At 46.2% G+C, this 25,706-nt stretch carries 22 protein-coding genes; 20 read left to right on the top strand and 2 right to left on the bottom strand.

Annotation, left to right across the window (positions count from 1 at the left end):
- Positions 1-8 precede the first annotated feature (8 nt).
- On the bottom strand, positions 9-335 hold the full coding sequence (locus ACRD7A_RS16450) for a DMT family transporter (RefSeq protein WP_430812298.1): 327 nt from the start codon (positions 333-335) through the stop codon (positions 9-11).
- A 69-nt stretch (positions 336-404) separates the two neighbouring features.
- Entirely contained in the window at positions 405-1,352 is a 948-nt protein-coding gene (locus ACRD7A_RS16445; RefSeq protein WP_430812297.1) for a ketopantoate reductase family protein, read from the bottom strand.
- Positions 1,353-1,577: 225 nt separating this feature from the next.
- Here ACRD7A_RS16445 and ACRD7A_RS16440 point away from each other — a divergent pair, with 225 nt between their 5' ends.
- The 20 genes from ACRD7A_RS16440 (at position 1,578) to ACRD7A_RS16345 (ending at position 25,400) form a co-directional block, all read left to right on the top strand.
- Positions 1,578-2,291, top strand: a complete 714-nt coding sequence (locus tag ACRD7A_RS16440; RefSeq protein WP_430812296.1) for a hypothetical protein — start codon at positions 1,578-1,580, stop codon at positions 2,289-2,291.
- A 98-nt stretch (positions 2,292-2,389) separates the two neighbouring features.
- A complete protein-coding gene (locus tag ACRD7A_RS16435; RefSeq protein WP_430812295.1) occupies positions 2,390-3,811 on the top strand; it encodes a PQQ-dependent sugar dehydrogenase in 1,422 nt (473 codons plus the stop codon).
- A gap of 8 nt (positions 3,812-3,819) precedes the next feature.
- Positions 3,820-5,856, top strand: coding sequence for a TonB-dependent receptor (locus tag ACRD7A_RS16430; RefSeq protein ID WP_430812294.1), 2,037 nt, complete (start codon positions 3,820-3,822; stop codon positions 5,854-5,856).
- A gap of 245 nt (positions 5,857-6,101) precedes the next feature.
- Positions 6,102-6,533 (top strand): SoxR reducing system RseC family protein, encoded by a 432-nt coding sequence (locus ACRD7A_RS16425; protein ID WP_430812293.1) that lies wholly within the window; start codon positions 6,102-6,104, stop codon positions 6,531-6,533.
- Positions 6,530-7,390: a Fe-S cluster domain-containing protein gene (locus ACRD7A_RS16420; RefSeq protein ID WP_430812292.1), complete on the top strand. Its 861-nt coding sequence runs from the start codon at positions 6,530-6,532 to the stop codon at positions 7,388-7,390. Before ACRD7A_RS16425 ends, ACRD7A_RS16420 begins: the two co-directional genes overlap by 4 nt.
- A 110-nt stretch (positions 7,391-7,500) precedes the next feature.
- Positions 7,501-8,832: an electron transport complex subunit RsxC gene (gene rsxC, locus ACRD7A_RS16415; protein WP_430812291.1), complete on the top strand. Its 1,332-nt coding sequence runs from the start codon at positions 7,501-7,503 to the stop codon at positions 8,830-8,832.
- 84 nt (positions 8,833-8,916) lie between these two features.
- Positions 8,917-9,921: an RnfABCDGE type electron transport complex subunit D gene (locus ACRD7A_RS16410; protein WP_430812290.1), complete on the top strand. Its 1,005-nt coding sequence runs from the start codon at positions 8,917-8,919 to the stop codon at positions 9,919-9,921.
- Positions 9,922-9,939: 18 nt separating this feature from the next.
- On the top strand, positions 9,940-10,572 hold the full coding sequence (locus ACRD7A_RS16405; RefSeq protein ID WP_430812289.1) for an RnfABCDGE type electron transport complex subunit G: 633 nt from the start codon (positions 9,940-9,942) through the stop codon (positions 10,570-10,572).
- A complete protein-coding gene (locus tag ACRD7A_RS16400; RefSeq protein ID WP_430812288.1) occupies positions 10,569-11,156 on the top strand; it encodes an RnfABCDGE type electron transport complex subunit E in 588 nt (195 codons plus the stop codon). The genes ACRD7A_RS16405 and ACRD7A_RS16400 overlap by 4 nt, the downstream gene beginning before the upstream one ends.
- 3 nt (positions 11,157-11,159) lie before the next feature.
- The gene (gene rsxA, locus ACRD7A_RS16395; protein ID WP_430812287.1) at positions 11,160-11,732 is read left to right on the top strand and encodes an electron transport complex subunit RsxA; all 573 of its coding nucleotides are present in this window, start codon (positions 11,160-11,162) and stop codon (positions 11,730-11,732) included.
- A gap of 268 nt (positions 11,733-12,000) precedes the next feature.
- Entirely contained in the window at positions 12,001-12,987 is a 987-nt protein-coding gene (locus ACRD7A_RS16390; protein WP_430812286.1) for a lytic transglycosylase domain-containing protein, read from the top strand.
- A 255-nt stretch (positions 12,988-13,242) separates the two neighbouring features.
- A complete protein-coding gene (uvrA, locus tag ACRD7A_RS16385) occupies positions 13,243-16,101 on the top strand; it encodes an excinuclease ABC subunit UvrA (RefSeq protein WP_430812285.1) in 2,859 nt (952 codons plus the stop codon).
- Positions 16,102-16,372: 271 nt separating this feature from the next.
- Positions 16,373-16,954, top strand: coding sequence for a TetR/AcrR family transcriptional regulator (locus tag ACRD7A_RS16380; RefSeq protein WP_430812284.1), 582 nt, complete (start codon positions 16,373-16,375; stop codon positions 16,952-16,954).
- Positions 16,955-17,130: 176 nt separating this feature from the next.
- Complete coding sequence (locus tag ACRD7A_RS16375) at positions 17,131-18,198, top strand: hypothetical protein (RefSeq protein ID WP_430812283.1); 1,068 nt, start codon at positions 17,131-17,133, stop codon at positions 18,196-18,198.
- Positions 18,198-19,370, top strand: a complete 1,173-nt coding sequence (locus tag ACRD7A_RS16370; RefSeq protein WP_430812282.1) for a BamA/TamA family outer membrane protein — start codon at positions 18,198-18,200, stop codon at positions 19,368-19,370. The genes ACRD7A_RS16375 and ACRD7A_RS16370 overlap by 1 nt, the downstream gene beginning before the upstream one ends.
- A 31-nt stretch (positions 19,371-19,401) precedes the next feature.
- Complete coding sequence (locus tag ACRD7A_RS16365) at positions 19,402-21,795, top strand: arylsulfatase (protein ID WP_430812281.1); 2,394 nt, start codon at positions 19,402-19,404, stop codon at positions 21,793-21,795.
- A gap of 140 nt (positions 21,796-21,935) precedes the next feature.
- Positions 21,936-22,394 carry a hypothetical protein gene (locus ACRD7A_RS16360; protein ID WP_430812280.1) on the top strand — a complete coding sequence of 153 codons (459 nt, stop codon included), beginning with the start codon at positions 21,936-21,938 and terminating at the stop codon, positions 22,392-22,394.
- Positions 22,395-22,416: 22 nt separating this feature from the next.
- Entirely contained in the window at positions 22,417-23,817 is a 1,401-nt protein-coding gene (locus ACRD7A_RS16355; RefSeq protein ID WP_430812279.1) for a DUF1254 domain-containing protein, read from the top strand.
- Positions 23,818-24,159: 342 nt separating this feature from the next.
- Positions 24,160-24,624: a hypothetical protein gene (locus tag ACRD7A_RS16350; RefSeq protein ID WP_430812278.1), complete on the top strand. Its 465-nt coding sequence runs from the start codon at positions 24,160-24,162 to the stop codon at positions 24,622-24,624.
- 74 nt (positions 24,625-24,698) lie between these two features.
- Positions 24,699-25,400, top strand: coding sequence for a porin family protein (locus ACRD7A_RS16345; protein ID WP_430812277.1), 702 nt, complete (start codon positions 24,699-24,701; stop codon positions 25,398-25,400).
- Positions 25,401-25,706: the final 306 nt, after the last annotated feature.

The following is a 25,706-nucleotide window of genomic DNA, read 5'->3' as shown; positions in this document are numbered from 1 at the left end:
CAAGTTGATTATTGCGATACTACTTTCAAACCAATAATTGAGACGATCAAAGTAGTAATAAAAAAAAGACGCCAAAATGTAGCCGGTTCATTGAAAAGCAAAATACCAAGCAAAACTGTTCCTACGGCGCCAATTCCTGTCCAAACCGCATAAGCTGTTCCAATGGCCAGATGCTGCGTTACTTTTACAAGTAAAAGCATACTTATTGCCAGACAAATAAGAAAACCAATGTACCAATAAACTGCATCGATGCCAGTGGCTTCCTTGGCTTTTCCAAGACAAGCCGCAAAGGCCACTTCAAATAATCCGGCAATAATTAATAGTATCCAATTCATTTAGATTATTATCAAAACATAAAGACTCACAACACAAACCTTACAGGCAAAAGTTGCCACCTCTGATAGTTATTGTTTGTTAGAACGGCGCTCAAATTCCCCTCTCGCCTTCAATTCCATGGGCAATATACAATTATAGATAAAGCGGTTGAGCGGCACATCCACTCCATATCGCTCTGCCAGTTTAACAACCGTTCCATTCTGATATTCAATTTCCGATGGTTTACCCGCCCACACGTCTCGTGTTAAGGAAGAGGTTGCATCATAGTCCACAGCGTCAATCACCGCTATCGTCTTCTCAATAAAATCGGCTTTGATGGACACCCCTTTTTTCTGCGACACGGCATAGATTTCATTCAACAAACTCACCATCATCTCTCGAGTCTCTTTCAAATCGCGCAGTTCACCATAACTGGTTTTTGTAACAGCCAACAAGGCGCTGGTGCAAATAAAAATAAACTTCTTCCATACATCGGCTTCAATGTCGTGCGATGCCTTATGGGCTATGCCTGCCTGCTCAAAAAGGCGGCTTAATGTATCCATACGCGATGAGTGCACACCACTGCGTTCGCCAAATACAATCTCGGGCTTAAAACCAACATGATGGACCACCCCCGGTGCTTCTATCAGGCTAAAAATGCGACACAAGCCACCCATAACATGTTTACCGGGTATCACTTCGGCCAACTCATCGGCAGCCATAACACCATTTTGCAGCGGTAATACGATACTGCTATCATGCAGTATTTGCTTTACCTCATCCCTAATATCTTTCACCTGCCAGGCCTTAACAGCCGTCAAAACCAAATCGGCCTTGTCAATATCCCAGATGCGCTCAGTGGCCTGTGCATCGGCAATGTGTATATCTCCTTTAATACTCTTTACCAACAATCCCTTATCCCGGATGGCTTTTAAATGCGCTCCCCGAGCCACGAAAGTAACGTCATTACCCGCTTGCGCCAACTTAGCACCAAAGTATCCACCTACACCCCCGCTTCCTATAATTGCAATCTTCATAGCTTTCCGATAAATATGTATTACTCATTAATTTTAAGGTCTTCGCACTAATAATAAACCCTATCGTAAAATTACACGAATTAGTTAAAGCTACAAACACGCACACCCTTGTTTACAATTAAAATAATGTTTATATTTATAAGGGTTCGAACTCAGGTACAGCGCTCACACCTTTATCGCCAGCTTGCTATTTGTTTTCTATTTTTTCCACGAATATTAAAATAGATGATGATGAACCTCAGGTACTTTTTACCCATCACATTTATCGCAATCATCTACAATGGTTGCGCCAACGATTATGTGAAGCCGTCCTCAAAAACATATGCCCCTGATCTTGCCTTAACGAAAAACATTAGCATTAATTATTTGGAAGAAGACACCCTGGAGGCTTCTATTGGGCTGTGGATGTTCAAAAAGAAAGCCTTGAAAGAAAATGCCATCGCCAACTGGCTCAACTGGTATAATCCGGATATACTGGAGCCCATTAATATTATCTGGATCGACTTGCGCGCCAATGACGAATTGGAAGCCTCAAAAAATATAGAGCAATTTCTCATAAGCAATGGCTGGAACGTGCGATCAGGCTCCTCAACACGATACTTTGCGTATGTTGATGGCAAATGGTTATTCCGCTATTCAGGCACTTGGTCCGATCATCCTAATCCCAATCTACCCAATAATCACGCAAGAGTATTTACAGGACACCGACTAAGCAGTCAAAAGCAAGTTGTACACCTATCAACTGGCGCCTTTAGCCGCGAGGATGGCCCTGTGCATCACTACATTTCCTTCAACGAAGCACGCAACGCCCTGAGGCCCTTGGGTGGATGGAAGCTGGCTGAAGAAGAGCTTGATCTGGGCAACAGAATTTGGCACAGCCAATGTACTACCATGGATCACACAGGTGCAAGGGTCTTTGTGTTGCATCCCCAGAAATAAGGAAAGACCTTCCCCCAACAATGCTATTTCACACATGCACCAGCGCCATAACAATATCAACAGATGTTTGTTAAAACATCAGCACCAACAATCTCCATATGAAACGATATTTGATAATACCAATCACCATTCTTCCATTTTTAATCAGCAGCATAATAGGTAGCACGATAGGCTGCACTGCTAAGGCTGACAAGCAAGCCACCACTAGTGATAAAACAGCACAGTTATACAAAACCTACTGTATTAGCTGTCATAACGATAAAAAATCATCATTCATCAACCGCCAATGGCTTTTTGGCAATTCAAAGGAGGAAATATTCAAGAGCATAAAACACGGAAGAAATGCCTTTGGCATGCCCCCGTTTGGCAATGGTCTCAGCGATGAGCAGATTAATGAGCTGAGCGACTATGTTATTACGTTGGCCAATCAGCATAAAGATGAAGTGGCTGATCGAAGTGATAAAGGTGAAGTACATGAAAGCGAGGAGCAAAAATTTCGCCTTGAATTAGTGCTTGATGGACTGGATGTCCCCTGGGGTCTTGAATTTATGCCGGATGGGAGCCTACTCATTTCAGAGCGCAACGGCCAACTGTTGCACTACAGGCAAGGCCACCAAGCCATTATTATTGACAATACACCGGAGGTAATAGCGCGGGGGCAGGGCGGTTTACTCGATCTGGAACTGCACCCCCAATACGAAGACAACGGCTGGATTTACCTGGCTTACTCGGCACCCGATGCTAAGGATAAAAGCAAGGGTAACACAGCCATCATGCGGGCTCAGTTGATCGACAATCAATTGACCAACAAGGAGGTAATCTTTCAGGCCTTACCCCTGACGGATAAGAGGCACCACTACGGCTGTAAGCTGGAATTTGACAAGGAGGGCTACCTCTATTTCTCGGTGGGCGATCGTGGCGAACGCGACCGTTACCCGCAGGCACTGGATAACGACTGTGGTAAAGTCCATCGCATACACGACGATGGCCGCATACCCAGCGACAACCCTTTCGTAGCTACCAAAGATGCACAACCCAGCATCTACTCCTATGGCCATCGCAACCCTCAGGGCTTGTGCATGCATCCTGTTACGGGTCGCATCTGGACCGATGAGCATGGCCCCAAAGGTGGCGATGAAATTAACATTATTGAGGCCGGCAAAAACTACGGATGGCCGCTCATTTCATTTGGCATCAATTATAACGGCACTATTTTCACCAACGACACCGCACGCGCCGGCATGGAGCAACCCTTGCACTATTGGGTGCCCAGCATTGCCCCCTGTGGGATGACCTTTGTGAAAGGAGATCGATATCCCAACTGGAAAAATAATATCTTAACCGGATCACTGCGCTTCGAATACCTGCACCGTGTGGTGCTGGAAGGCGACAAAGTGGTGCACGAAGAAAAACTACTGGAAGGAATTGGTCGTGTGCGCAATGTGGAGATGAGTCCGGATGGCTACATCTACATTGCCGTGGAAAAACCGGGAAAAATATACCGACTCGTCCCCTTGTAAATTTGCCTATGCGCTTATACTTATTAGTCATTGCTGTATTCAGTGCCATTCAGGGGCTGTCGCAGAACCCTGCTACAAGCGATAATTCAGGCGACACCATCCATCACAGTCTGGATGAAGTAAGCATTCGTGCCAGCTCCCTTGTAGGCTCCCCTGAAGATTGGCCGGGTAGTATTTCATCCCTCGACTCGTTAAGCTTGCAATCAGCTAACAGCTTTAACATAGCCGAATACATTAACCAAATGCCGGGTGTGTTAATGCAACAGGGTACCTTAAGCACCAATCGCATTACCATCCGTGGCATTGGCTCCAGAACACCTTATAATAGTAATCGTATTAAGGCCTACTGGGGCAATGTACCCATGACCGACGGCGATGGTGTTACGGCCATTGAAGACATCGCCCTCAACGATATCAATGCAATACAAGTACTGAAAGGTCCATCTTCAGCACTTTACGGCGCAGGCCTTGGAGGCGTCATTCTTATACATCCCTGGCCGTCCCCTAACACCAGGCAGCAACTTATGGTGAATAGTGAAATTGGACGGTTCTCAACACTCACCAACCAACTGTCCCTCAACTTCAACTCGCCCAAAAGCAGAACTCTTATTACCGCTCAGCAATTATCCACCCGTGGCTATCGCCAAAACAGTGAATACAGACGATACAACATCACCCTAAAGGGAAAATACTTAATGGGCAAAAGCCAAGTGAACTACCTATATAGCTACCGGCATCTGTATGGTCAAATACCCAGCTCACTGGACAGCATCGACTTTAACGAAAGACCCGAAAAGGCAGCTGATGCATGGCAGGCCATTGGCGGATACGAAAAGTCAGGCCGTCACCTTGTAAGCACCGGCTTATCCACCCAGTTTTCATCCTCGCTCTATCATTCAGCAAATATCTTCTTCTCAGCATCTGACCTGGATGAACTCCGCCCCTTCAATCAACTGAGCGACACAAGGCACACCATCGGCCTTCGTGATCAGTTGAGCTTTGAAAAGGGTTCGTTCAAACTCAAAGGGGGTGTGGAAGCTATGCTCGAGTACAACACCCTCGCACTATTCAGTACCGATGATGAAGACTTTGGCAATCAGCTGAGCAGGCTAGAGCTAAAACGCAGTTATGTGAATCTCTTTCTGCTTGCTGAACAAAGCATAAGGGATAAACTGATTTTACAAATGGCCTTTAATCTCAATAAAACGCAGTATCGCATTGAGCATTCCAAAACCGGCGATTTTATCCGACACCAATATCCGCTGATTGCCTCTCCGCGCATTGGACTTAACTATCAATTACGGCCTGTGATGAATATCTATCTTGCGGCCGGACATGGTTTTTCAGCACCTTCGGTGGAAGAGGCACAGATGCCCGATGGCAGCTTCAATGCCACTGTAAAACCGGAGGAAGGATATCATCTGGACATCGGCTGGCGTTACGCATCACCCAATAAAAATACCCAATTAGAACTGACCGCCTATGGAATGTGGATGCGCAATTTACTGGTTACAAAACGGGAGAGCGAAGCCATCTTTTATGGTGTCAATGCCGGCAAAACAAAGCACAGAGGCATTGAGATGCTGGCGCAACACCGCTTAGAATTATCCCACGGCCACGAGCTATTACTATCCAGCTCCTTTACACATTCGGTCAACACCTTTGTCACTTTTACTGACGCTGGAAATGATTATGCAGGCAGGCACCTGCCCGGCATTCCCACCTACGATGTGTTTGGACGTGCCCGCTATGCGATTAATAACACCAGCCTTAACGTTGACTACCGACACCGGGGCAGCCAGTTTCTGAACGACAGCAACAACCTCCGCTACGAAGATTACGGCGTGCTGAACGCAAAAATCAATCAGTCCTTTAAATTCCCCTCCGCAAGGCTACATGTGTACCTCGGGCTCAACAACGCCCTAAACAAACACTACGCCTCCATGGTACTTATCAATGCTCCTTCCTTTGGTAATAAGCTACCCCGCTATTATTATCCGGCATCGCCCTTACATTGGTATCTGGGTCTGCACCTGACCCTATGATAGTAGTAATCATCTCTCCCCAGGTCATCTCATTCTGTGTTTAGCAACAAGGCTTCTTGATTACAGATTTTTTTCTTTATAATGCTTTTACGGCCAACTATTTACAGACTATAACTCATCAATACAACTTAGCAATAGGGTATTAAAGCCAGTATCCGTATGTTATTTTAATTCATTCTAAATACAAATACCAAAGCGTAGCATTGACAATTCTAATACTTCGTTACTTTTGTCAGCCTACGCGTATGGCAGATATAGATTACATAGAGCACGAGGGCGTTGTAGAAGCAGTATCTTCACAACTGATCAAAGTCAGGATCGTCAATGAATCGGCATGTGCATCGTGCCATGCAAAAGGTTCATGCACCGCGGCCGACTTGCAAGATAAACTCATCGACATTTACGAGGTAAAGGGTAATTTTACGGTAGGGCAAAAAGTCATTCTTATGGGCAGAAAATCGCTGGCTCCAAAGGCAGTGTTACTGGCTTACATCTATCCCATTATCCTCATGCTGCTTACACTAAGTGGTACCTACTTTACTACTAACAATGAGTTACTGGCCGGTGGTCTTGCCCTTTTTATTCTACTTCCGTATTACGCCGTCATTTATCTTTTAAAAGATAAGCTTACACGAACTTTTTCATTTACTATAAAACATCAAATCAACGAATCATGAATGTTGTTCTGATAACTATAATCTCGTTAGGTGTTTTGGGGGCATTGGCCGCCATCATACTTTATTTTGTAGCGCAAAAATTTAAGGTTTTTGAAGATCCGCGCATCGATCAGGTGGAGGAAGTACTTCCGGCTGCCAACTGCGGTGGTTGTGGTTTTCCAGGCTGTCGTGCCTTCGCCGAAGCCATGGTTAAGTCGGATGACATCAGCGCGCTAAACTGTCCGGTAGGTGGTGCTGACACCATGAAGGCCGCTGCCGAAATCCTTGGTAAGGAGGTAAAAGCTGCCGACCCCATGGTTGCTGTCGTGCGCTGTAATGGAACCTGTGAAAACCGTCCGCGCATTGCCGAGTACGATGGCGCTACATCCTGTACCATCGCTTCATCCTTATATGGCGGCGATACAGGCTGTTCAAACGGATGCCTGGGGTTGGGCGAATGTGTGGATGCCTGTGCCTTTAATGCCATGTATATGGACAAAGAAACCGGACTGCCGGTAATTATTGAAGACAACTGTGTATCGTGTGGCGCCTGTGTGGATGCCTGCCCGAAAAACATCATTGAGTTGCGCAAGAAAGGACCTAAGAACCGTCGCATCTTTGTATCGTGCGTGAACACCGACAAAGGCGCTGCCGCTAAAAAAGCATGTTCGGCGGCTTGTATTGGCTGTAAGAAGTGTCAGAAGATTTGTCCTTTCGATGCCATCACGGTAGAAAACAACCTGGCTTACATCGATTACAACAAGTGTAAGCTATGCCGCAAATGCGTTGCAGAATGTCCGACAAATGCCATCCACATCGTTAACTTTCCACCCCCAAAACCCAAGGTGGAAAAACCTGCGGAAGCCAAAGCGGAGTAAACAGCAAGTCCGGCGTACGAAGTCAGAAGACACAATAACCAAAAGCTATCAGCGAATAGTCTTGAAAGAATTAAAGGAATTAAAAACATTATAAAATAGGAGGACCAATCGTGTTAAAAACATTCTCATTAGGAGGGGTTCACCCGGCAGAAAACAAATTCTCGGCCGGTCAGAAGATTGCAGTCTTGCCCGTTCCCGAGCAAGTTTCGGTTCCTATTGCCCAACATATTGGAGCACCATCAGAACCCATCGTAAAAAAGGGCGATGAAGTAAAAGTGGGTCAGTTAATTGCCAAGTCAAGCGGATTCGTATCCGCCAATATCCACTCACCTGTATCTGGTAAAGTCTTTAAAATAGATGATATACTGGATGCCAGTGGCTATAAGCGCAAAGCTATCATCATTAAGACTGAAGGCGATGAGTGGGATGCTAGCATTGATCGCTCAGAAGACTTAAAAACGGAAATAACAGCAAGCCCCGAAGAAATCATTAAAAAGATAGGCGACGCCGGTATTGTGGGTTTGGGAGGTGCTACCTTCCCCGCCCATGTTAAGCTATCAGTGCCTCCGGGTAAAACCTGCGAAGTACTCATACTAAACGGCGTTGAGTGTGAGCCTTACCTAACAGCCGATCATCAGCTGATGATAGAAAAGGGCGATGAGATAATGGTGGGCACGCAAATTCTTATGAAAGCCCTGAAGGTGGATCGCGCCATCATTGGAATTGAAAATAACAAGCCCGATGCCATTAAGCAGATGAGCGAACTGGCCAAAAACTATGCAGGCATCAGCATTCAGCCCCTAAAAGTACAATACCCACAAGGCGGTGAAAAGCAACTGATCGACGCCTGTATAGGTCGCCAAATCCCATCGGGTAAGCTACCCATTGAAGTGGGTGCCGTAGTACAAAACATAGGCACTACCCTGGCTGTGTATGAGGCGGTGCAAAAGAACAAGCCCTTGTTTGAGCGCGTAGTAACCGTTACGGGTAAATCGGTGACCAAACCCTCTAACTTCATGGCTCGCATTGGCACGCCCATGAATCAGCTGATTGAAGCTGCCGGCGGCCTGCCCCAGGATACTGGGAAAGTAATTGGCGGTGGCCCAATGATGGGTAAAGCCCTTGTTTCCACTGAGGTGCCCATTACCAAAGGCAGTTCCGGTATTCTCATCATGCCTAAAGAAATAGCCAAACGCGCAAAGATGGAGGCCTGTATCCGCTGCTCTAAGTGCGTATCGGTATGCCCCATGGGCTTATCACCCTACTTGCTGATGACCGTTTCGGACAAAGCCGTTTGGGATCGCGCCGAAGAAGAGAAGATAATGGATTGTATCGAGTGTGGCTCATGCAGCTTTACCTGCCCGGCCAACCGTCCGCTGCTGGATTATATCCGCCTTGGAAAAGGTAAAGTAGGACAAATTATGCGCAGCAGAACAAAATAGCTGTTGGCTGACAGCATTTACAAGGTGCTTGTAAAGTCAAAACAGACTTAAAGAAAAGATAAAGAAATAAGAAAATTAATAAAGATGAATAGGTTAATCGTATCACCATCCCCGCATGTGCACAGTGGCGACTCTGTGAAGAAAAACATGTATGGGGTGATTATAGCCCTTCTTCCCGCGCTGGCAGCCTCGCTTTATTACTTCGGACTGGGTGCCGTAGTGGTAACCCTTACGGCCGTTGTTTCATGCGTATTTTTTGAATGGGCCATACAGAAATTTCTGTTAAAAAATGAATCGACCATCCTGGATGGATCTGCCGCTTTAACAGGGCTATTATTGGCATTTAACATCCCCAGCAACCTACCGATATGGATCATCATTATAGGTAGCCTTGTGGCCATTGGCATTGGTAAAATGTCGTTTGGCGGATTGGGTAACAATCCCTTTAACCCAGCCTTGGTAGGCCGTGTATTTATGCTGATCAGCTTCCCGGTTCAGATGACCCTGTGGCCCAAACCCCAAACCATACAGCTGGAGTATTTGGATGCCACCACGGGCGCCACACCCCTATCGATCATGAAAGAAGGGCTAGCCAATGGTGAGAGTGTGAGCGCCATCATGGATAAGCTGCCCTCCTACACCGAACTGTTCTTTGGTAACTCGGGTGGCTCGGCCGGTGAAATAGCGGCTGCCGCACTGTTGATGGGTCTGGCCTATATGCTCATCCGCAAAATAATCACCTGGCACATACCGGCTTCCATCATCGTTACAATAGCAGCTTTTACCGGACTACTGCACCTGAGCAGCCCCGATCAGTATGCCGGCCCCTTGTTTCACCTCCTAACGGGTGGTGTAATGCTAGGTGCCATCTTTATGGCCACTGACTATGTGAGCTCGCCCATGTCGAAAAAAGGCATGATTATATATGGTGTGGGCATTGGTATCATCACGGTGGTTATAAGGGTATTTGGAGCCTACCCCGAAGGAATCTCGTTTGCCATCCTGATTATGAATGGCTTCGTTCCGCTAATTGATAAATATGTGAAACCAAAGCGTTTTGGCGAGCTTGTGAAAACCGCTAAAGCCTAAGCAGGAAAAAGATAAATCATGGCAAAAACAGAATCGACGCTTAAAAATATGGTTTTAACCCTGCTGGTCATCACCGGCATAGCAGGTACATCCCTGGGCTTTATGTACGAGCTCACAAAGGGACCCATAGCCGCGGCCAAAGCCGCTAAGCAACAAGCCGCCATCAAAGAGGTGGTACCGGGCTTTGACAATAACCCGGGCGATGAAATGTATGAACTCACCTCCAAAGAAGGCTTTGCTTTAAAAGTATTTCCCGCCAAAAAAGGCGATGAACTAATGGGTGTAGCCATTGAATCCATGACCAATAAAGGTTTTGGTGGTAACATAAAAATTATGGTGGGTCTTAAGCCCGACGGTACACTGATTAACTATCAGGTGCTCGAACACAAGGAAACACCTGGATTGGGTACCAAAATGGACGATTGGTTTAAAGCGGATAAAGGACAGCAAAATATTCTTGGGAAACATCCGAAAACCAACAACCTGACCATTACCAAAGATGGCGGTGAGGTAGATGCCATTACTGCGGCCACCATTAGCTCACGGGCCTTTTTAGATGCCGTGCGTGTGGCCTACGAAACCTATAGCGAAAACCAGAGCAGCCCAAAGGCTGACAATAATACCTCAGTTGAGGAAGGAGGTACAGAATGAATCAGTGGAGTAATTTTTCAAAAGGATTTTTCAAAGAGAATGCGGTTTTTACCCTTCTCTTAGGTATGTGTCCCACATTGGGGGTTACCTCATCGGCCATTGATGGCTTGGGCATGGGACTGGCCACCACCTTTGTATTAGTAATGTCGAACCTGGTAGTGGCTGTCATCAAGGATTTTATACCCGATAAGGTGCGTATCCCATCATTTATTGTAGTGATAGCCACCTTTGTAACCATCGTTGAAATGACCATGCAAGCCTACGTGCCGGCACTGTTCGATTCATTGGGATTATTTATTCCCCTGATCGTAGTAAACTGCCTGGTATTGGGCCGTGCCGAAGCCTTTGCTTCGAAAAACAAGCTGGGTGCTTCTGTCATCGACGGATTGGGCATGGGACTGGGCTTTGCCATGGCACTGACCATCCTGGGGTCAGTACGTGAGTTACTGGGTAGTGGTAAGCTGTTTGGCACCATCATCTATCCCGAAAATTACGGCATGCTGGTATTTGTGCTGGCACCGGGCGCATTTATCGCACTGGGTTACCTTATCGCATTTATTAATCAGGTAAAAAAGGAGGCCTAAGCTATGGAATATGTATTAATCGTTATATCGGCCATCTTTGTTAACAACATTGTACTGAGCCAGTTTTTAGGAATTTGCCCCTTCCTGGGGGTCTCTAAAAAGATATCCACAGGTATTGGCATGACCGGCGCTGTGACCTTTGTAATGGTCATCGCCACCATTGTTACCTTCTTCCTTCAGAAAGCGGTGCTGGAGCCTTTTGGTGTGGGGTATCTGCAAACCATCTCATTCATCCTGGTGATCGCCTCGCTGGTGCAGCTGGTAGAGATTATCCTCAAGAAGGTGAGTCCTCCCCTTTATCAGGCCTTAGGTGTATTCCTGCCATTGATCACCACCAACTGCGCCATTCTGGGTGTGGCCATTATGACCATTCAGAAGGACTTTAACATTGTGGAATCGGTTGTTTTTGCGGCTGCTAATGCCATAGGGTTCGGACTGGCCCTAATCACCTTTGCCGGTATCCGCGAGCAGTTGGATCTGATGGATATACCCAAAGGCATGAAAGGCACTCCAATCGCTTTGGTGGTAGCCGGCCTCTTGGCTTTAGCCTTTATGGGCTTTGCCGGTATCGTGTAAAATTCATAAGGAAATAATATTTAGATAGAGGAGAAGTCGAAAGACTTCTCCTTTTTTAGCTTAAGATGCAAACATTTTCACTTACTTCGCGTAGTACTAAAAAGCGTGTGTCTAAGAACTTAATTCCTGCCGCTTAGCGTGCAAAAACAGGTGTTTAGACACAATAAAAAAAGGATGAGACAGAATAACTAATGCGGCACGTTTTTTGGTTTCCTAAACTGAAAAATTAATTTTGGTGTCCTTAGAAAAGTGGGTAATGAAAGAGGCTATGAAAACAAACATTTACACAAAACTACTATCGGTTTCACTTGCAATAATTGCAGTAACCTTGGTTTCACAACTATTTATACAATCATCGGATCCGGCACCGCTCAACAAAGAGGCAGCCCGCCCCCTTGAAAGTACCTATGCCATTTCATCGCTCGACATACCCGGCACGATGAATTTTGCCGGTGAGGAAGTGCCCATCATGCGCACCGATGTAAAAGAAAGCTTCGATCGCGAGTTGCTGGTAAACACCTACTGGCAGTCGCAAACCATATTATTTATCAAACGTGCCAACCGTTATTTCCCCATCATCGAGCCCATATTGGCCGAGCAGGGCGTACCCGACGACTTTAAATATCTTTCACTGATTGAGAGCAGTTTTATGCCGCGTGCCAAATCACCTGCAGGAGCAGTGGGCTTGTGGCAATTTATGCGTGCTACAGCGCGCGAATATGGACTGGAAGTGAATGGTGAGGTGGATGAACGCTATCACATCGAGAAATCGACAGAGGCGGCCTGCAAATACCTCAAAAAAATGCATGATCACTATGGTAGCTGGACCCTCTCGGCCGCTGCATATAATGCCGGCCGTTCGGGTATCAATCGTCAGCTAAGCCGCCAAAAAGTAAACTCCTACTACGACCTACTGCTGGGCGAAGAAACAGGCCGTTATGTCTATCGTATCCTGGCCATTAAAGAAATTCTTAGTCATGCCGAAGATTATGGTTTCTTTGTAAAGCAGGCCGATCGTTACCCGGCCATCGAAACAATCGAAATAGAAATTAAAGAAGGGGTTAAAAATTTTGCTGATTTTGCCCTTGATCACGGCACCAACTACAAGGAATTGAAAAACATGAACCCATGGTTGCGTGAGGCTTACCTGAGTAACACTCATAAGAAAACCTACACTATCAAACTGCCCAAAAGCTCGGCACAACACCTGAATAAATCAGTGAAAGCAGAAGCAGATAGCACAGCAGGAAAATAGCCAATGACCGATGATTAATCGCAGGCAGCCATTTACTTGTCCGGTATTTATCAAAGCATATGTATACCCTGATCATCAACTTATTATCAAGGATCGCATCTTCCTAACAGTCTAGCAAATGAAGATGCGATCCTTTCACTTAACACGCAGTCCTGGCTTCACACCTACTCCCTCAGCATTGAAATCTTTGGAACTCTCATCATTCCCTCCCCTCCGAACTAATGACTATATTTGTGTGTTCATAAGGTGATGAAAGTGAAAGAAGCAAATACAGTTACTCCGGATACAATAGATGAGACGGCACAAATTGATGTCTATGGCGCACGCGTGCACAATCTGCAAAACATTGATATTACCATTCCCCGCAATAAGTTGGTAGTAGTTACCGGCCTGAGTGGCAGTGGTAAATCATCGCTGGCATTTGACACCATTTATGCGGAGGGACAACGGCGATACATCGAAACCTTCTCGGCCTATGCCCGGCAGTTTTTAGGCAACATGGAGCGGCCCGATGTGGATAAAATAACTGGACTGAGCCCCGTCATCGCCATCGAGCAAAAAACAACGGGCAAAAACCCACGCTCTACAGTGGGTACCATCACCGAAATATATGACTTCCTGCGCCTATTCTTCGCACGTGCAGGAGAAGCCTACTCCTATAAAACGGGTGAAAAAATGGTGAAATACACCGATGATCAAATCCTCCACTTCATACTGGAGCAGTTTGAGGGTCGCAAGGTTTATATCGCCGCTCCACTGGTAAAAGGACGTAAAGGCCATTACAAAGAGCTGTTTGAGCAGATACGAAAAAAAGGTTTTCTGCATGTGCGTGTGAACGGTGAAATAAAAGAGGTGGTACACGGCATGAAGCTGGATCGCTACAAAACGCACTTTATTGAAGTGGTAGTGGATCGTGTTGCCGTGGCGAAAAAAGACATTAAACGCCTGAAAGAAAGTATAGGACTGGCCATGCAGCAAGGCAAAGGCATTATGATGCTGATTGATAAGGACACGGATGAACAGCGTTTTTACAGCCGTCAGCTGATGTGCCCCTCAACCGGCCTGTCTTATAACGAGCCAGCTCCTCACTCCTTCTCCTTCAACTCACCACAGGGAGCCTGCCCTAAATGTAAAGGACTGGGCACGGTGGATGAAGTGGACTTTGATAAGATAGTACCCGATGCCAACCTGACCATTAAAAAAGGGGGAATAACACCCTTGGGTAAATACAAAAACAATCTTATTTTCTGGCAGATAGAGGCCATTGCTGAAAAGTATGGTTTCACATTGAATACCGCCATTAAAAATATACCCGACGAAGCCATGGACACCATACTGCATGGCTCAAGCGAAACCTTAACACTTAAGAATACCCCCCTCGGCTCATCCTCCAACTATTATTTAAGCTTCGAGGGTGTTATTAAGTACATTCTTGATCAACAGGATAACGACACCTCTATGAAGGCTCGCAAATGGGCCAACCAGTTTATTAAAAATACACAATGTACCGAATGCGGTGGTCAACGCCTCAACAAGGAAGCCCTGCATTTTAAGATAGACAATAAAAATATTGCCGAACTGGCCGAGATGGATCTGGGACTGCTGTACGAATGGTTTCAGGGGCTGGAAGATCGCATGACCGAGAAGCAAAAAACCATCGGCTACGAAGTGCTGAAAGAGATACGCAACCGCCTGGGTTTCCTTATGAATGTGGGCTTGGAGTACCTGTCGCTCAACCGCAGTGCCATGACGCTATCCGGCGGTGAAAGTCAGCGCATTCGTTTGGCCACACAAATTGGGTCGCAGCTGGTGAATGTACTCTATATACTGGATGAACCCAGCATTGGCCTGCATCAGCGCGATAACCACCGCCTGATTAACTCGCTGTGTCAGCTGCGCGATACGGGGAACAGTGTGCTGGTGGTGGAGCACGACCATGACATGATGATGGCGGCCGACTTCGTGGTGGATATGGGCCCGCATGCCGGACGCCATGGTGGCGAAGTAGTGGCACAGGGCACACCCATGCAAATTCTGCAGAGCAACTCCCTAACCGCCGACTACCTGACGGGCAAAAAAAAGATTGCAATTCCTGAAGAACGCCGTAAAGGCAACGGAAAAGTACTAAGCATAAAAGGAGCCAGTGGCCATAACCTGCAGAAAGTGAATGTGGATTTCCCGCTGGGTAAACTAATCTGTGTAACCGGCGTTTCGGGCAGTGGCAAATCCACCCTCATCAACGAAACCCTCTACCCCATTCTCAACCAGCATTTTTACAAGGCGGTAAAGGATCCGCTACCCTTTCAATCGGTAGAAGGCCTCGAGCATCTGGATAAAGTGGTGGATGTAGACCAAAAACCGCTGGGTCGCACCCCGCGATCGAACCCGGCCACCTACACCAAGATATTTGATGAGATAAGAAAACTGTTTGCCGAACTGCCCGAATCGAAAATACGCGCCTACAAACCCGGCCGTTTCTCCTTTAACGTGGCAGGCGGGCGCTGCGAAACCTGCAAGGGTGGCGGCGTACAGGTGATTGAGATGAACTTTTTGCCCGATGTGATGGTGGAGTGCCCCGACTGTGGAGGTCGCCGTTACAACCGCGAAACCTGCGAGGTACGCTATAAAGGCAAATCCATCAGCGACGTGCTAGACATGACCATCAACCAGTCGGTTGAGTTTTTCCAACACATCCCCAAGCTATCGAAAATACTAAAAACGCTGCAGGATGTGGGACTGGGCTACATCACCCTGGGGCAGCCATCCACCACTCTGTCGGGGGGCGAAAGTCAGCGCGTGAAGCTGGCAGCCGAACTGGCCAAACGCGATACCGGCCAAACCATGTACATATTGGATGAGCCAACCACCGGCCTCCATTTTGAGGACATACGGGTACTGCTGGATGTGCTGCACCGCTTGGTGGCTAAAGGCAATACCGTGGTGGTGATTGAACACAACCTGGATGTAATTAAGGTAGCCGACCATGTAATTGACATTGGTCCGGATGGTGGACGATTTGGTGGAAAACTCTTGTGTGCCGGTACACCCGAACAGGTGGCTAAAAACAAGAAAAGCTATACGGCAAAGTACCTGAGGGAGGAGTTGAAGAAGTAATTTAAGTCGGAGCTCGAAGTTCATAGTCATAAGTCCGATCTTAGTGCAAAGTACTCGGTGCATAGTGCACAAAAGGATCGCAGCTTTGATAACACGTATAACAATCAAGATGCGAGCCTGTGCATTAACTCCCAAACCCTATGAGATGCAATCCGTAGCCTGCAATCGCTATTAATTATCATTTTTTCATCCTCTTCTCTAAACTTTAGTGAATAACAGCACATTTGTCGTATTTCTGTTTTATCTTAGTGGTAACCAAACAAACCTACTCGTGAAAAGCAGAAATACACACAATAAATGGCTGGAAGCCGGCTACCGGGCCTTTGCTGAATACGGCCCTGACTTTAGCCTGAAAGCCCTGGCTGAGAAGACACAGCTCCCCCGCGCCACCTTCTATTATCATTTCGATGACAAAGACCATCTGCTAACAGCCCTGCTTAAGCACCACGAATATCAGATTAACTCATATCACAATACACTGAGGAAAGAAGTCACAACCCTGATTCCTGATTTATACAGAATCATGTATCGCTACAAAACCAGTGTTTTATTTCATCAGCAGCTATTCAGGCATTGCGAGATAGAAACCTATTACCACTTATACAGCGATACAAACGAAACATCTATCCGGTTACTGCTGCCGTTAATTAAAGCACATTTTGAAACGGATAAACCCGATATGGAAATCATACAATTTTACAAGATACTAACTGATGTGTGGTATATCCGCTTAAATACCTCTCAGCTCTCTGTGGAATCCATGATAAACCTGGCCACTGAGATCATGGAAAACACCTTGGGCTTATGCAGTATTTATACTACCACTGCAGCATGCTCTACCACGAGCGAATAAAAATAATTTATTTTTTCGAATTCACTACCAGTTGATTAACCAAAAACCTGACACCCCTGTCTAAGTTTCTCTAAGGTCTATTAGGTACATTTGTTTATAACCTTGTTCAGTTCGCCATTCAGATAAGCAGCTGCTTTGATTAAGGATAGTATTGACTAACTTAAACCAAATTGACCATGAGAGTATCTGTGTTATTTTTGCTTTTGATAGCCATTTTAAGCGCCGAGGCAAAGGCCCAAAATGCACCAACCGTTTTTAGCAAAAAGGACTCGGCCTATTTCCAGCGCAGCTATCCTTTTATCCTACCCATTCTGGGAGATAAAGTACATCAGGCCAATATTCGGCTTCCCTTTCCCGTGGGCATCATGTTCAACGCACTGGTGGGCGAACAGCAACTATCGATTAGTGATATAGCCCTTGGGTTTGGCAAGTATTCGGGCTCAGCACCCAACATGATTGACGTGAGCGACCTCATTGTATTTGATGATATCAAAGCACAAACCAGCACCTTTAATATGCGGGTGGATGCCTGGGTATTACCCTTCCTGAATGTGTATGGCATTGTTGGCCAAACAAAAAAAGCTGACATCAATGTAAACCTTCAGGAACCCTTCCCGCTTAGTGTAACCACCGAGGTGAGCGGTACCTATATAGGTTACGGAGCCATGGTTGCCGGAGCCGTTGGGCCATTATTCGCTTCACTGGATGTAAATCGCACCTATAACTATAACCCCAGATTAGACGATCCGGCAAAAGTACTGATAAGCGGCTTACGCACAGGACCGGTATTTAGATTTAAAAAAAAGCCCGAAATGAATATTTCCATCTGGACGGGAGCCATGTACAGCCATTTCAATGGCGAAACTGACGGTTCCATTGGCGCACTGGAACTGGCACCCAATGCACCGGCTAAAATTATTGAAATGCAGCATGAACTCAACAGCTGGTACGATGACCTGACTCCTGCTGATAAACTAAAATACTACCTACCTTATACCAAACTGAACGATGGCTTAACGCAACTGGGCGAAAATATTGACGATGCGTACATCCGCTACTCGTTTAATAAAAAAATTGAAAACCCATGGAACATGCTGGTGGGGGCCCAGTGGCAAATTAATTACCGCTGGCAGCTGCGTGCCGAAGCTCAATTTTTCGGGGATCGCACGGCCGGCCTCTTCTCTCTCAACTACCGTTTTGGCATACGTGGTAAAAACTGGTTCTCCAAGCAAACAAACGAGTAATGATACAGCTCAAAACCATACTTTCAACCATTGTAATTACTTTCACCTTGAGCTGCTTTGCACAAAGTGATTCACTCTCCTCTAAAAAAGCACTGCGACAGCTCAAAAAGCAGGAACGCATCGAATCCGGCAAATTGCTGATTACCCCTTTGGCAGGGCCGGGCTACACGCCCGAATTGCAATTAACCCTGGGCGCCGGAGGTATTCTCAGCTGGCGAAACAGTAAAACCAACCTTAATTTACCACGCTCCAGCATGCCTTTTATGATGGCCGTGAGTACAACCGGAGCCATGACCTTCAACCTTCGGCCCACCACCTACTGGAACCATGATAAACTGCGCATCAATGGGGACTTCTGGTACAAGACCATGCCCGACCATTATTGGGGAATTGGCTATCAAAAAGCCTATTCAACGCTGCAATCCGATTCAACCACTAAGTATTTTCGCAATTGGTTTCAGTTTAAAACAGACGTGCTTTTTCAAGTAAAGGAGGACGTATACACTGGTCTATTCATTGATGCCAATTATACGCAGGGAAGCGAAGAAACCGACTTAATCCGGCAAGATGAGAACTATAGCAGGTACAACGAGCGACCTTTTAATTTTGGTTTTGGTCCCGAATTTATTTATGACAGTCGGGATGTACCGGTTAACGCCTACGAAGGCATGTACCTGAATGCCATTGCCGCCTTCTACAGCCGCAGCTGGGGCAGCGATAATAATTACCAGCAATACATCCTCGACTACCGGCAATACCAGGCCGTGAATCACACCAAAGGACGCACCATTGCCTGGCAACTTAAAGGCCGGTTTACCTTTGGAGAGGTGCCGTATGGCGAAATGTCCCAACTGGGCACACCAATGGATTTAAGAGGCTATACCTGGGGCCGTTACCGCGATAAGAGCCTGTTTTATTTTTTAGCCGAATACCGACATAAATTTATAAAGACCGATGGCACCCCAAGTAAAAGTGGGATGGTAGGATGGATTGGCTCGGGCACCATCTTTGATTTTGAACAATCGGCTGATTACAACCAGCAAGCCAAATGGTTGCCTAATTTCGGAGTAGGTTACCGCCTGGAAGTGCAACCCCGCATGAACCTGCGCATTGATGTGGGTATTGGCCGGGAGACCACCGGGTTCTATTTTAATTTTAACGAAGCTTTTTAGTATTTATTTACTCATACTTAACCGATAAAACATGAAAAACACATTATTATTTATCACAGGATTAATGATGGTCTTCACCATGCTATCCTGCGCACAAGCTCAAAAAAACACCTCACAAGAGGCTGGCAACGCTATCCCCTACCCTAAAAAAGAGTGGAAGGGTGTGCAAGGTAAAACACTGGCCGAATCCACCCCGGACTTTATTGGGCAGCCCCAGGCACCCAAAGGGGCACCCAACGTATTGATTGTTATGCTGGATGATGCCGGCTATTCCAATGCATCATCTTATGGAGGCGTGATGAAGACCCCCACTTTCGACCGCATTGGTGACGAAGGCATACGTTATACCCATATGTCTGTCGCTGCCGTTTGTTCCCCCACGCGTGGCTCACTACTAACGGGTTATAATATTCATCAAATTGGTACCGGCATTATTTCTGAGTTTGCGACTGGTTATCCGGGCTATAACTCACAAATTGATTACACTACACCCTCCATCGCCAAAATTTTAACCGACAATGGTTATGCCACAGCCGCATTCGGTAAATGGCACAATACCCCTATGGAGGAAGCCTCACCGGCCGGTCCGTTCGAAAGCTGGCCAACAGGTATCTGGGGCTTTGAGTATTTCTGGGGCTTCCTGGGTGGCGAAACCAACCAGTTTCACCCCTTATTGTATGAAAATACCACGGCTATTGAAACGCCCAAGACCAATGTGGATGGCTCCACCTTCCACCTGTCTCACGGCATGGCTGACCAAGCTATTAAGTGGCTGGACAACTGGAAAGGCTTGCGCGATGCCCCCTTCTTTATGTACTACACACCAGGCGCTGTGCATGCCCCCATACAAGTACCTAAGGAGTGGCGCGATAAGTACAAAGGCCAGTTCGATGAGGGATGGCACGCTTACCGGGCACAACAACTGGAACGCCAAAAAAAACTGGGACTGGTACCCCAAGATGCTGAGATGGTGGAATGGCCGGAGTCGATTCCCGAATGGGACTCTTTTAACGAAGAAGGTAAAGCATATCTGGCCCGGCAGATGGAGGTTAATGCAGCTTTCTTAGAGCATGTTGATCACCATGTGGGCCGTGTGGTGGACCATATTGAAAAAATGGGTGAATTAGACAACACCCTCGTCATTTACCTGACAGCTGACAATGGCTGCACGGCAGAAGGAAGCCCCACAGGAACATTTTCTGAACTGCTGATGCAAAATGGATTTCCGCCATTGACCATGGAGCAGCAACTGGAAAAATTGGAAGAATTCGGTGGACTGGAAGCCTGGGGCGGACCGCACATGGCCAACCACTATTCGGTAGCCTGGGCCTATGCCTCATCTACCCCATTCCAGTGGACGAAACAAATGGCTTCACACTTTGGGGGCACCATGTCGGCAACAGCCATCCGCTACCCTAAAGCCATTAAAGCTAAAGGCGAGTGGCGCCGACAATTTCAGAACGTCACCGATCTGGTACCAACCATATTGGAAGTGACCGGTGTGCCGGCACCTGACTATGTAAATGGACAAAAACGAATTGAGTATCCCGGAAAATCGTTGACCTATGCCTGGAACAATGCCGATGCTAAAACCAATCATCCCACCCAGTATTTTGAAATGTTAGGATTTGTTGGCTTGTACCACGAGGGATGGAGTCTTTGTGGTAAACCCTATCGCATTCCCTGGTCGATGGATCCAGCAGCTATGGCGAATTTCGATCCACTAAATACCGAATGGGAATTGTACAACATTAAAGAAGATCCGATTCAGCAAGTAAATGTGGCTGATCAGTATCCTGAAAAAGTCAAAGAGTTGGAAAAACTATTCTGGGCTGAAGCTGATAAGTACGATGTTTATCCTGTTGGCGGTTCACTAGGTAGACCGCTGCAACCGGAGTCGAACCCTCAACGGGTGGCAAAAAAACATTGGGAGTTAACCCCGAATGTGTATAGAGTACCAGAACTGGCCGGCCCTGAAATCAAATCGACTAATTATGAAATAAATGCTTACATAACGGCGGATAATACTACCCAGGGTGTGATTTATGCGGTCGGAGAACATATTGGTGGCCAGGCACTGTTTATTAAGGATGAAAAACTCCGGTACAGCTATTCAACGCTGGGATTGTACTGGCACGATTTCGACGGAAATGTCAACATCCCCTATGGCGATGTGAAAATCACACTAAAGCACACCATGAAGGAACCTAAACTCAATGGCCCATCGCTGGTTGAATTCTTTATCAACGACCAGAAAGTAGGTGAAATGGATATTACCGCAACGGTATATGGTTCATATACTGCTCACGAAACTTTTGATATTGGCCGGGACGAAGGTATGCCGGTTAATGAAGAGTATGCCGATATGGACAAATTCAAATTCACCAAAGGGCAGTTGCATAAGGTGGTATTTGATATTGAATAATAAGTAGATACCAGATAATTATTAGACATTGACAAGATAGGTCAGCATATTTTCATTACCATGTGCTGACCTATTTATCAATGACAACATCCACTCATTCAGGTTTGTTATTATATACAAAGCTCTTAAGACTCATCACTATGAAAACAAAGTTATTACTTCTACCTATTCTATTACTTCTCAAATTGTCTGTCTCAGCCCAGTCCAACTGGGAGATTGGCGGTCGCTTTGGCGATGATTTTGCACTGGATGTGACCATCCCGCTATCTAAAGCCCCCCGCCTACATGGCGCTCTATACTTTGACAACAATATTTCAATGGGGGCCTATTTCGACTTGCTGTTTGCATTAAACAGCGGACCAAGCGGACTGAAGTTCTATCCCGGTGTGGGCCCCGAACTGTATTTCTACGATGGCTTAGACATTGCGGCTGCCGGTGATTTTGGCGTTGAATATTCGTTCGACTTTCCATTGACCATTGGTCTGGACTGGCGGCCTCACTTTATGCTATCTGATAACATGAAATTCAATTCAGGCAACTGGGGACTTATTGCCCGCTTCCGCTTTGGCGAAGGCGTTAAATTCGTGAAAGCCCATTGACACACCACATTATCAACTAAACATGAAAAAAGTAGTACATTTGAGTCTGCTCGGCCTGTTATTCCTTTCGGCCACCTGCCAGTCACAAACCGAAAAATTAAGCCCGCAAGAAGCCAAACAAATTGCCAAAGAGGCCTACATCTATGCCTACCCCATGCTGGAGCATTACAAAATGATGTTTGCCATGGCCATGTACCCAGAGTCAGGAGCCTACATGGCGCCATTTAATGTACTCACCAACAACTCTGAGTTGAATGGCCCAAAGGACACCATAATTGTGCGGCCCAACAACGACACATTCTACTCGGCTGTTTGGTTCGATTTATCAAAGCAACCGCAAATATTATCAGTGCCTGCCATTACCGATGGCCGCTATTATTCGTTTCAAATCATTGATATGTACACCCACAACATCGACTATGTAGGCACGCGTAAAACAGGCTTTGATGCCGGAGCCTATATGTTTGTTGGGCCCAATTGGAAAGGCGAAACACCGGAAGGCATTAATAAGGTGATTCAATCGGAAGGCAACTATCTGCTGGCACTTGCCAGAACACAGGTATTTGGCCCCGATGATATTGAAAGTGCCAAAGCACTTATTAATCAATACAGCGTACAATCGCTCAATACCTATCTGGGCATGGCCGAAGCTACAGTTATACCTGAAAACCCTGACATTCCGCCATACGATCCCAATGCTGTAAAAAACGAAAACTTCATTAGCTATGTTAATGCCTTAATGGCTACAGCTAAGATGCATCCTTCGGAAGAAGCGCTTTTTAAGCGATTTGCCAGAATAGGCATCCAACCAGGCCAACCATTCAATACAGATGATTTTTCATCTGAAATAATCACGGCCATCAGGGAAGGCATCGATGCAGGCCGCAAGGAGTTGATAGACGCATCAATGCAATTGGGTATGCGCAAGAATGGTTGGCAACAAATAGCCGGTGCTTTCGGTAACCGTGAGGCCATGAAAGAGAAGTACCTGACCCGGGCGGCGGCCGCCTACTTCGGGCTTTGGGGCAACGATTTGGAGGAGGCCTTTTATCCAGAAACGACTTTGGATATCGACAGTGAAGAACTGGATGGTTCAAAACACGCTTATAAACTGCATTTTGAGGCCGATGAACTACCGCCGACAAAAGCATTTTGGTCTTTAACCATGTATAAGCTGCCTGAGCAACTGCTGATAGACAATGAAATTGATCGCTATGTGATTGGCAGTGCCACCAAAGGATTACAGTTCAACGAGGATGGCTCATTGGATGTGTATATCCAAAAGGAAAATCCGGGCAGAGACAAGGTTTCCAACTGGTTGCCGGCTTACGATGGAACATTCTCGTTACAAACGCGCATTTACTGGCCCGAGCCAACGGCATTAGATCCTTTGTACACCATGCCTGCAGTGCAAAAAAAGTAAGCTGATAAACTTGATCTAAATACTGCCATTTCAGGTTGAAGACCGTAATACTTTCAGACAAATATTTATCAAGACCTGCAGAATGGCACCATGTAAAAACAATCATTACAGGCCGATTAAAAATGTAAAAAACAATGAAGCGTCTATATAATATGCAATCCCGCTGGGATTGTTATTAATAGGGTAGGTTTATTATTTCTATAAACATTCAACTTCTCCGAAGTTATTTTATTATCTCCAGCGGAGATAAATATTTGTAGATAAGCGAAATGTAAATGACCAATCAACCTCAGCGAGGTTGAATATATATTTAATCGGTTATTAATGAATAAACGATAAACAATGAGAACAAGTCTTTTAATATTAGCACTGCTGCTATATTTAGGCAGTGTATCGGCCCAGTCGGCCAAAGAGGAAATGGATTACATTCAATCCATTTTTGGCATGGAGAAAAAAGCCCTGGTGGCCGAAGTGGTGCTACCAGATGAGGCAACAAAGAGTGCGTTTTGGACACTATACGACAGCTATGAAACCAAACGAAAAGAGCTAGGACAAAAACGCTTAGAACTACTGATGACTTATAGCGAAAAGTACGAAGACCTGACTGACAAACAGGCCGCTCATTTTTTAAAGCAGGCATTGACCATCAAACAGCAACACGATAAATTGCTAAACACCTATGTGAAGAAGGTGAATAAGGCTAGTGGTCCGGTGACCGCTATGCGCTTTCACCAGGTAGAAATGTATATTTTAAGTGAAATACGACTGGCGCTTGCAGGCGGCCTGCCCTTCCCCGATACCCATTAGCCCATCCGCCGGGTAGTCCCTTTGGCCACCCGGTGAATGGGCTTCTAAAGCTCAACAATAAAAAAAGTTATATCATGAAGAAACCCTTGCTGATCCTCCTGTTTGTTTTGCTAACCAATACCCTGTCGGCCCAGGTATTGATCGCTCTGTTTTTTGGCGATAAACTCACCAACGACCAGCTCGAATTTGGCTTAACAGTCGGCCTTAACCGCTCCTCCATCGTCAACCTGGATGCCCGTGGCCCCAATACCGGCCTGAATATTGGCATGTCGTTCCTGTATAAGTTTAACGAGCGCTGGCACCTCAACCCCATGCTGTATTATGCCTTTCCGATGGGCAGCAAAGGTATTCCGGTTTACGACACGCCCAACGAAGATTTGAATGCCGTGCTCGAAACCGCCACCGTTAAGCGCAAAATGGCCGGCTTTAGCCTGCCCATCACGGTGCGCCACCGGCTTTTTAACCTCACCTATGTTGAGCTGGGGCCACAGTTCAGCCTCATCACCAAAGCCGAAGATGTGTTTACGGTATCGCTGTTCGATGACGATGATTTATCCTACACAGCCGATGTATCGGACCATTACAAAAAGATAGATGTGGGACTGACGGTGGGCATTGCACAAAAACTTAAACAAACCAATGGCATCACCATCACCGCCCGTTACTTCAATAGCCTGATGAACATCTCTAAAGCAGCCGGGTCAACAAGCCAATACCATTCGGTCATCCATGTAGGGGTAATCATCCCCTTTGGCCAACCCAAGCAGGAAAATTAGTTTGTCCGTACTTATTATTTCTTACGCATAAGCATGGACGCACAGAGTTGTAAAGAGCCCTAAAGATAGTTTTTGAAGCAGAGTGCCGGAGATCCAAATCCATCGGTTCTGTTAATAACTTGCGAAATACCTTTATATTACTTGAAATAACTATTGTACTTTTAGGCCAAAGAGAGAAGGTGGCTCGGCTAGCAACTTGCTAGTCATAATTTCCCACGAATAGCTGCCGAATAAAGCATCGTTAGTTTGTGGTTTACTAAATACGTATCAAAGTAAATAGTTAAACATGATTATTTACTTTAGGTA

Origin of the sequence: Carboxylicivirga longa, from assembly GCF_050589825.1 — a bacterium.
Taxonomy (GTDB): domain Bacteria; phylum Bacteroidota; class Bacteroidia; order Bacteroidales; family Marinilabiliaceae; genus Carboxylicivirga; species Carboxylicivirga longa.
This window is presented reverse-complemented; position numbering and strand designations above follow the sequence as displayed.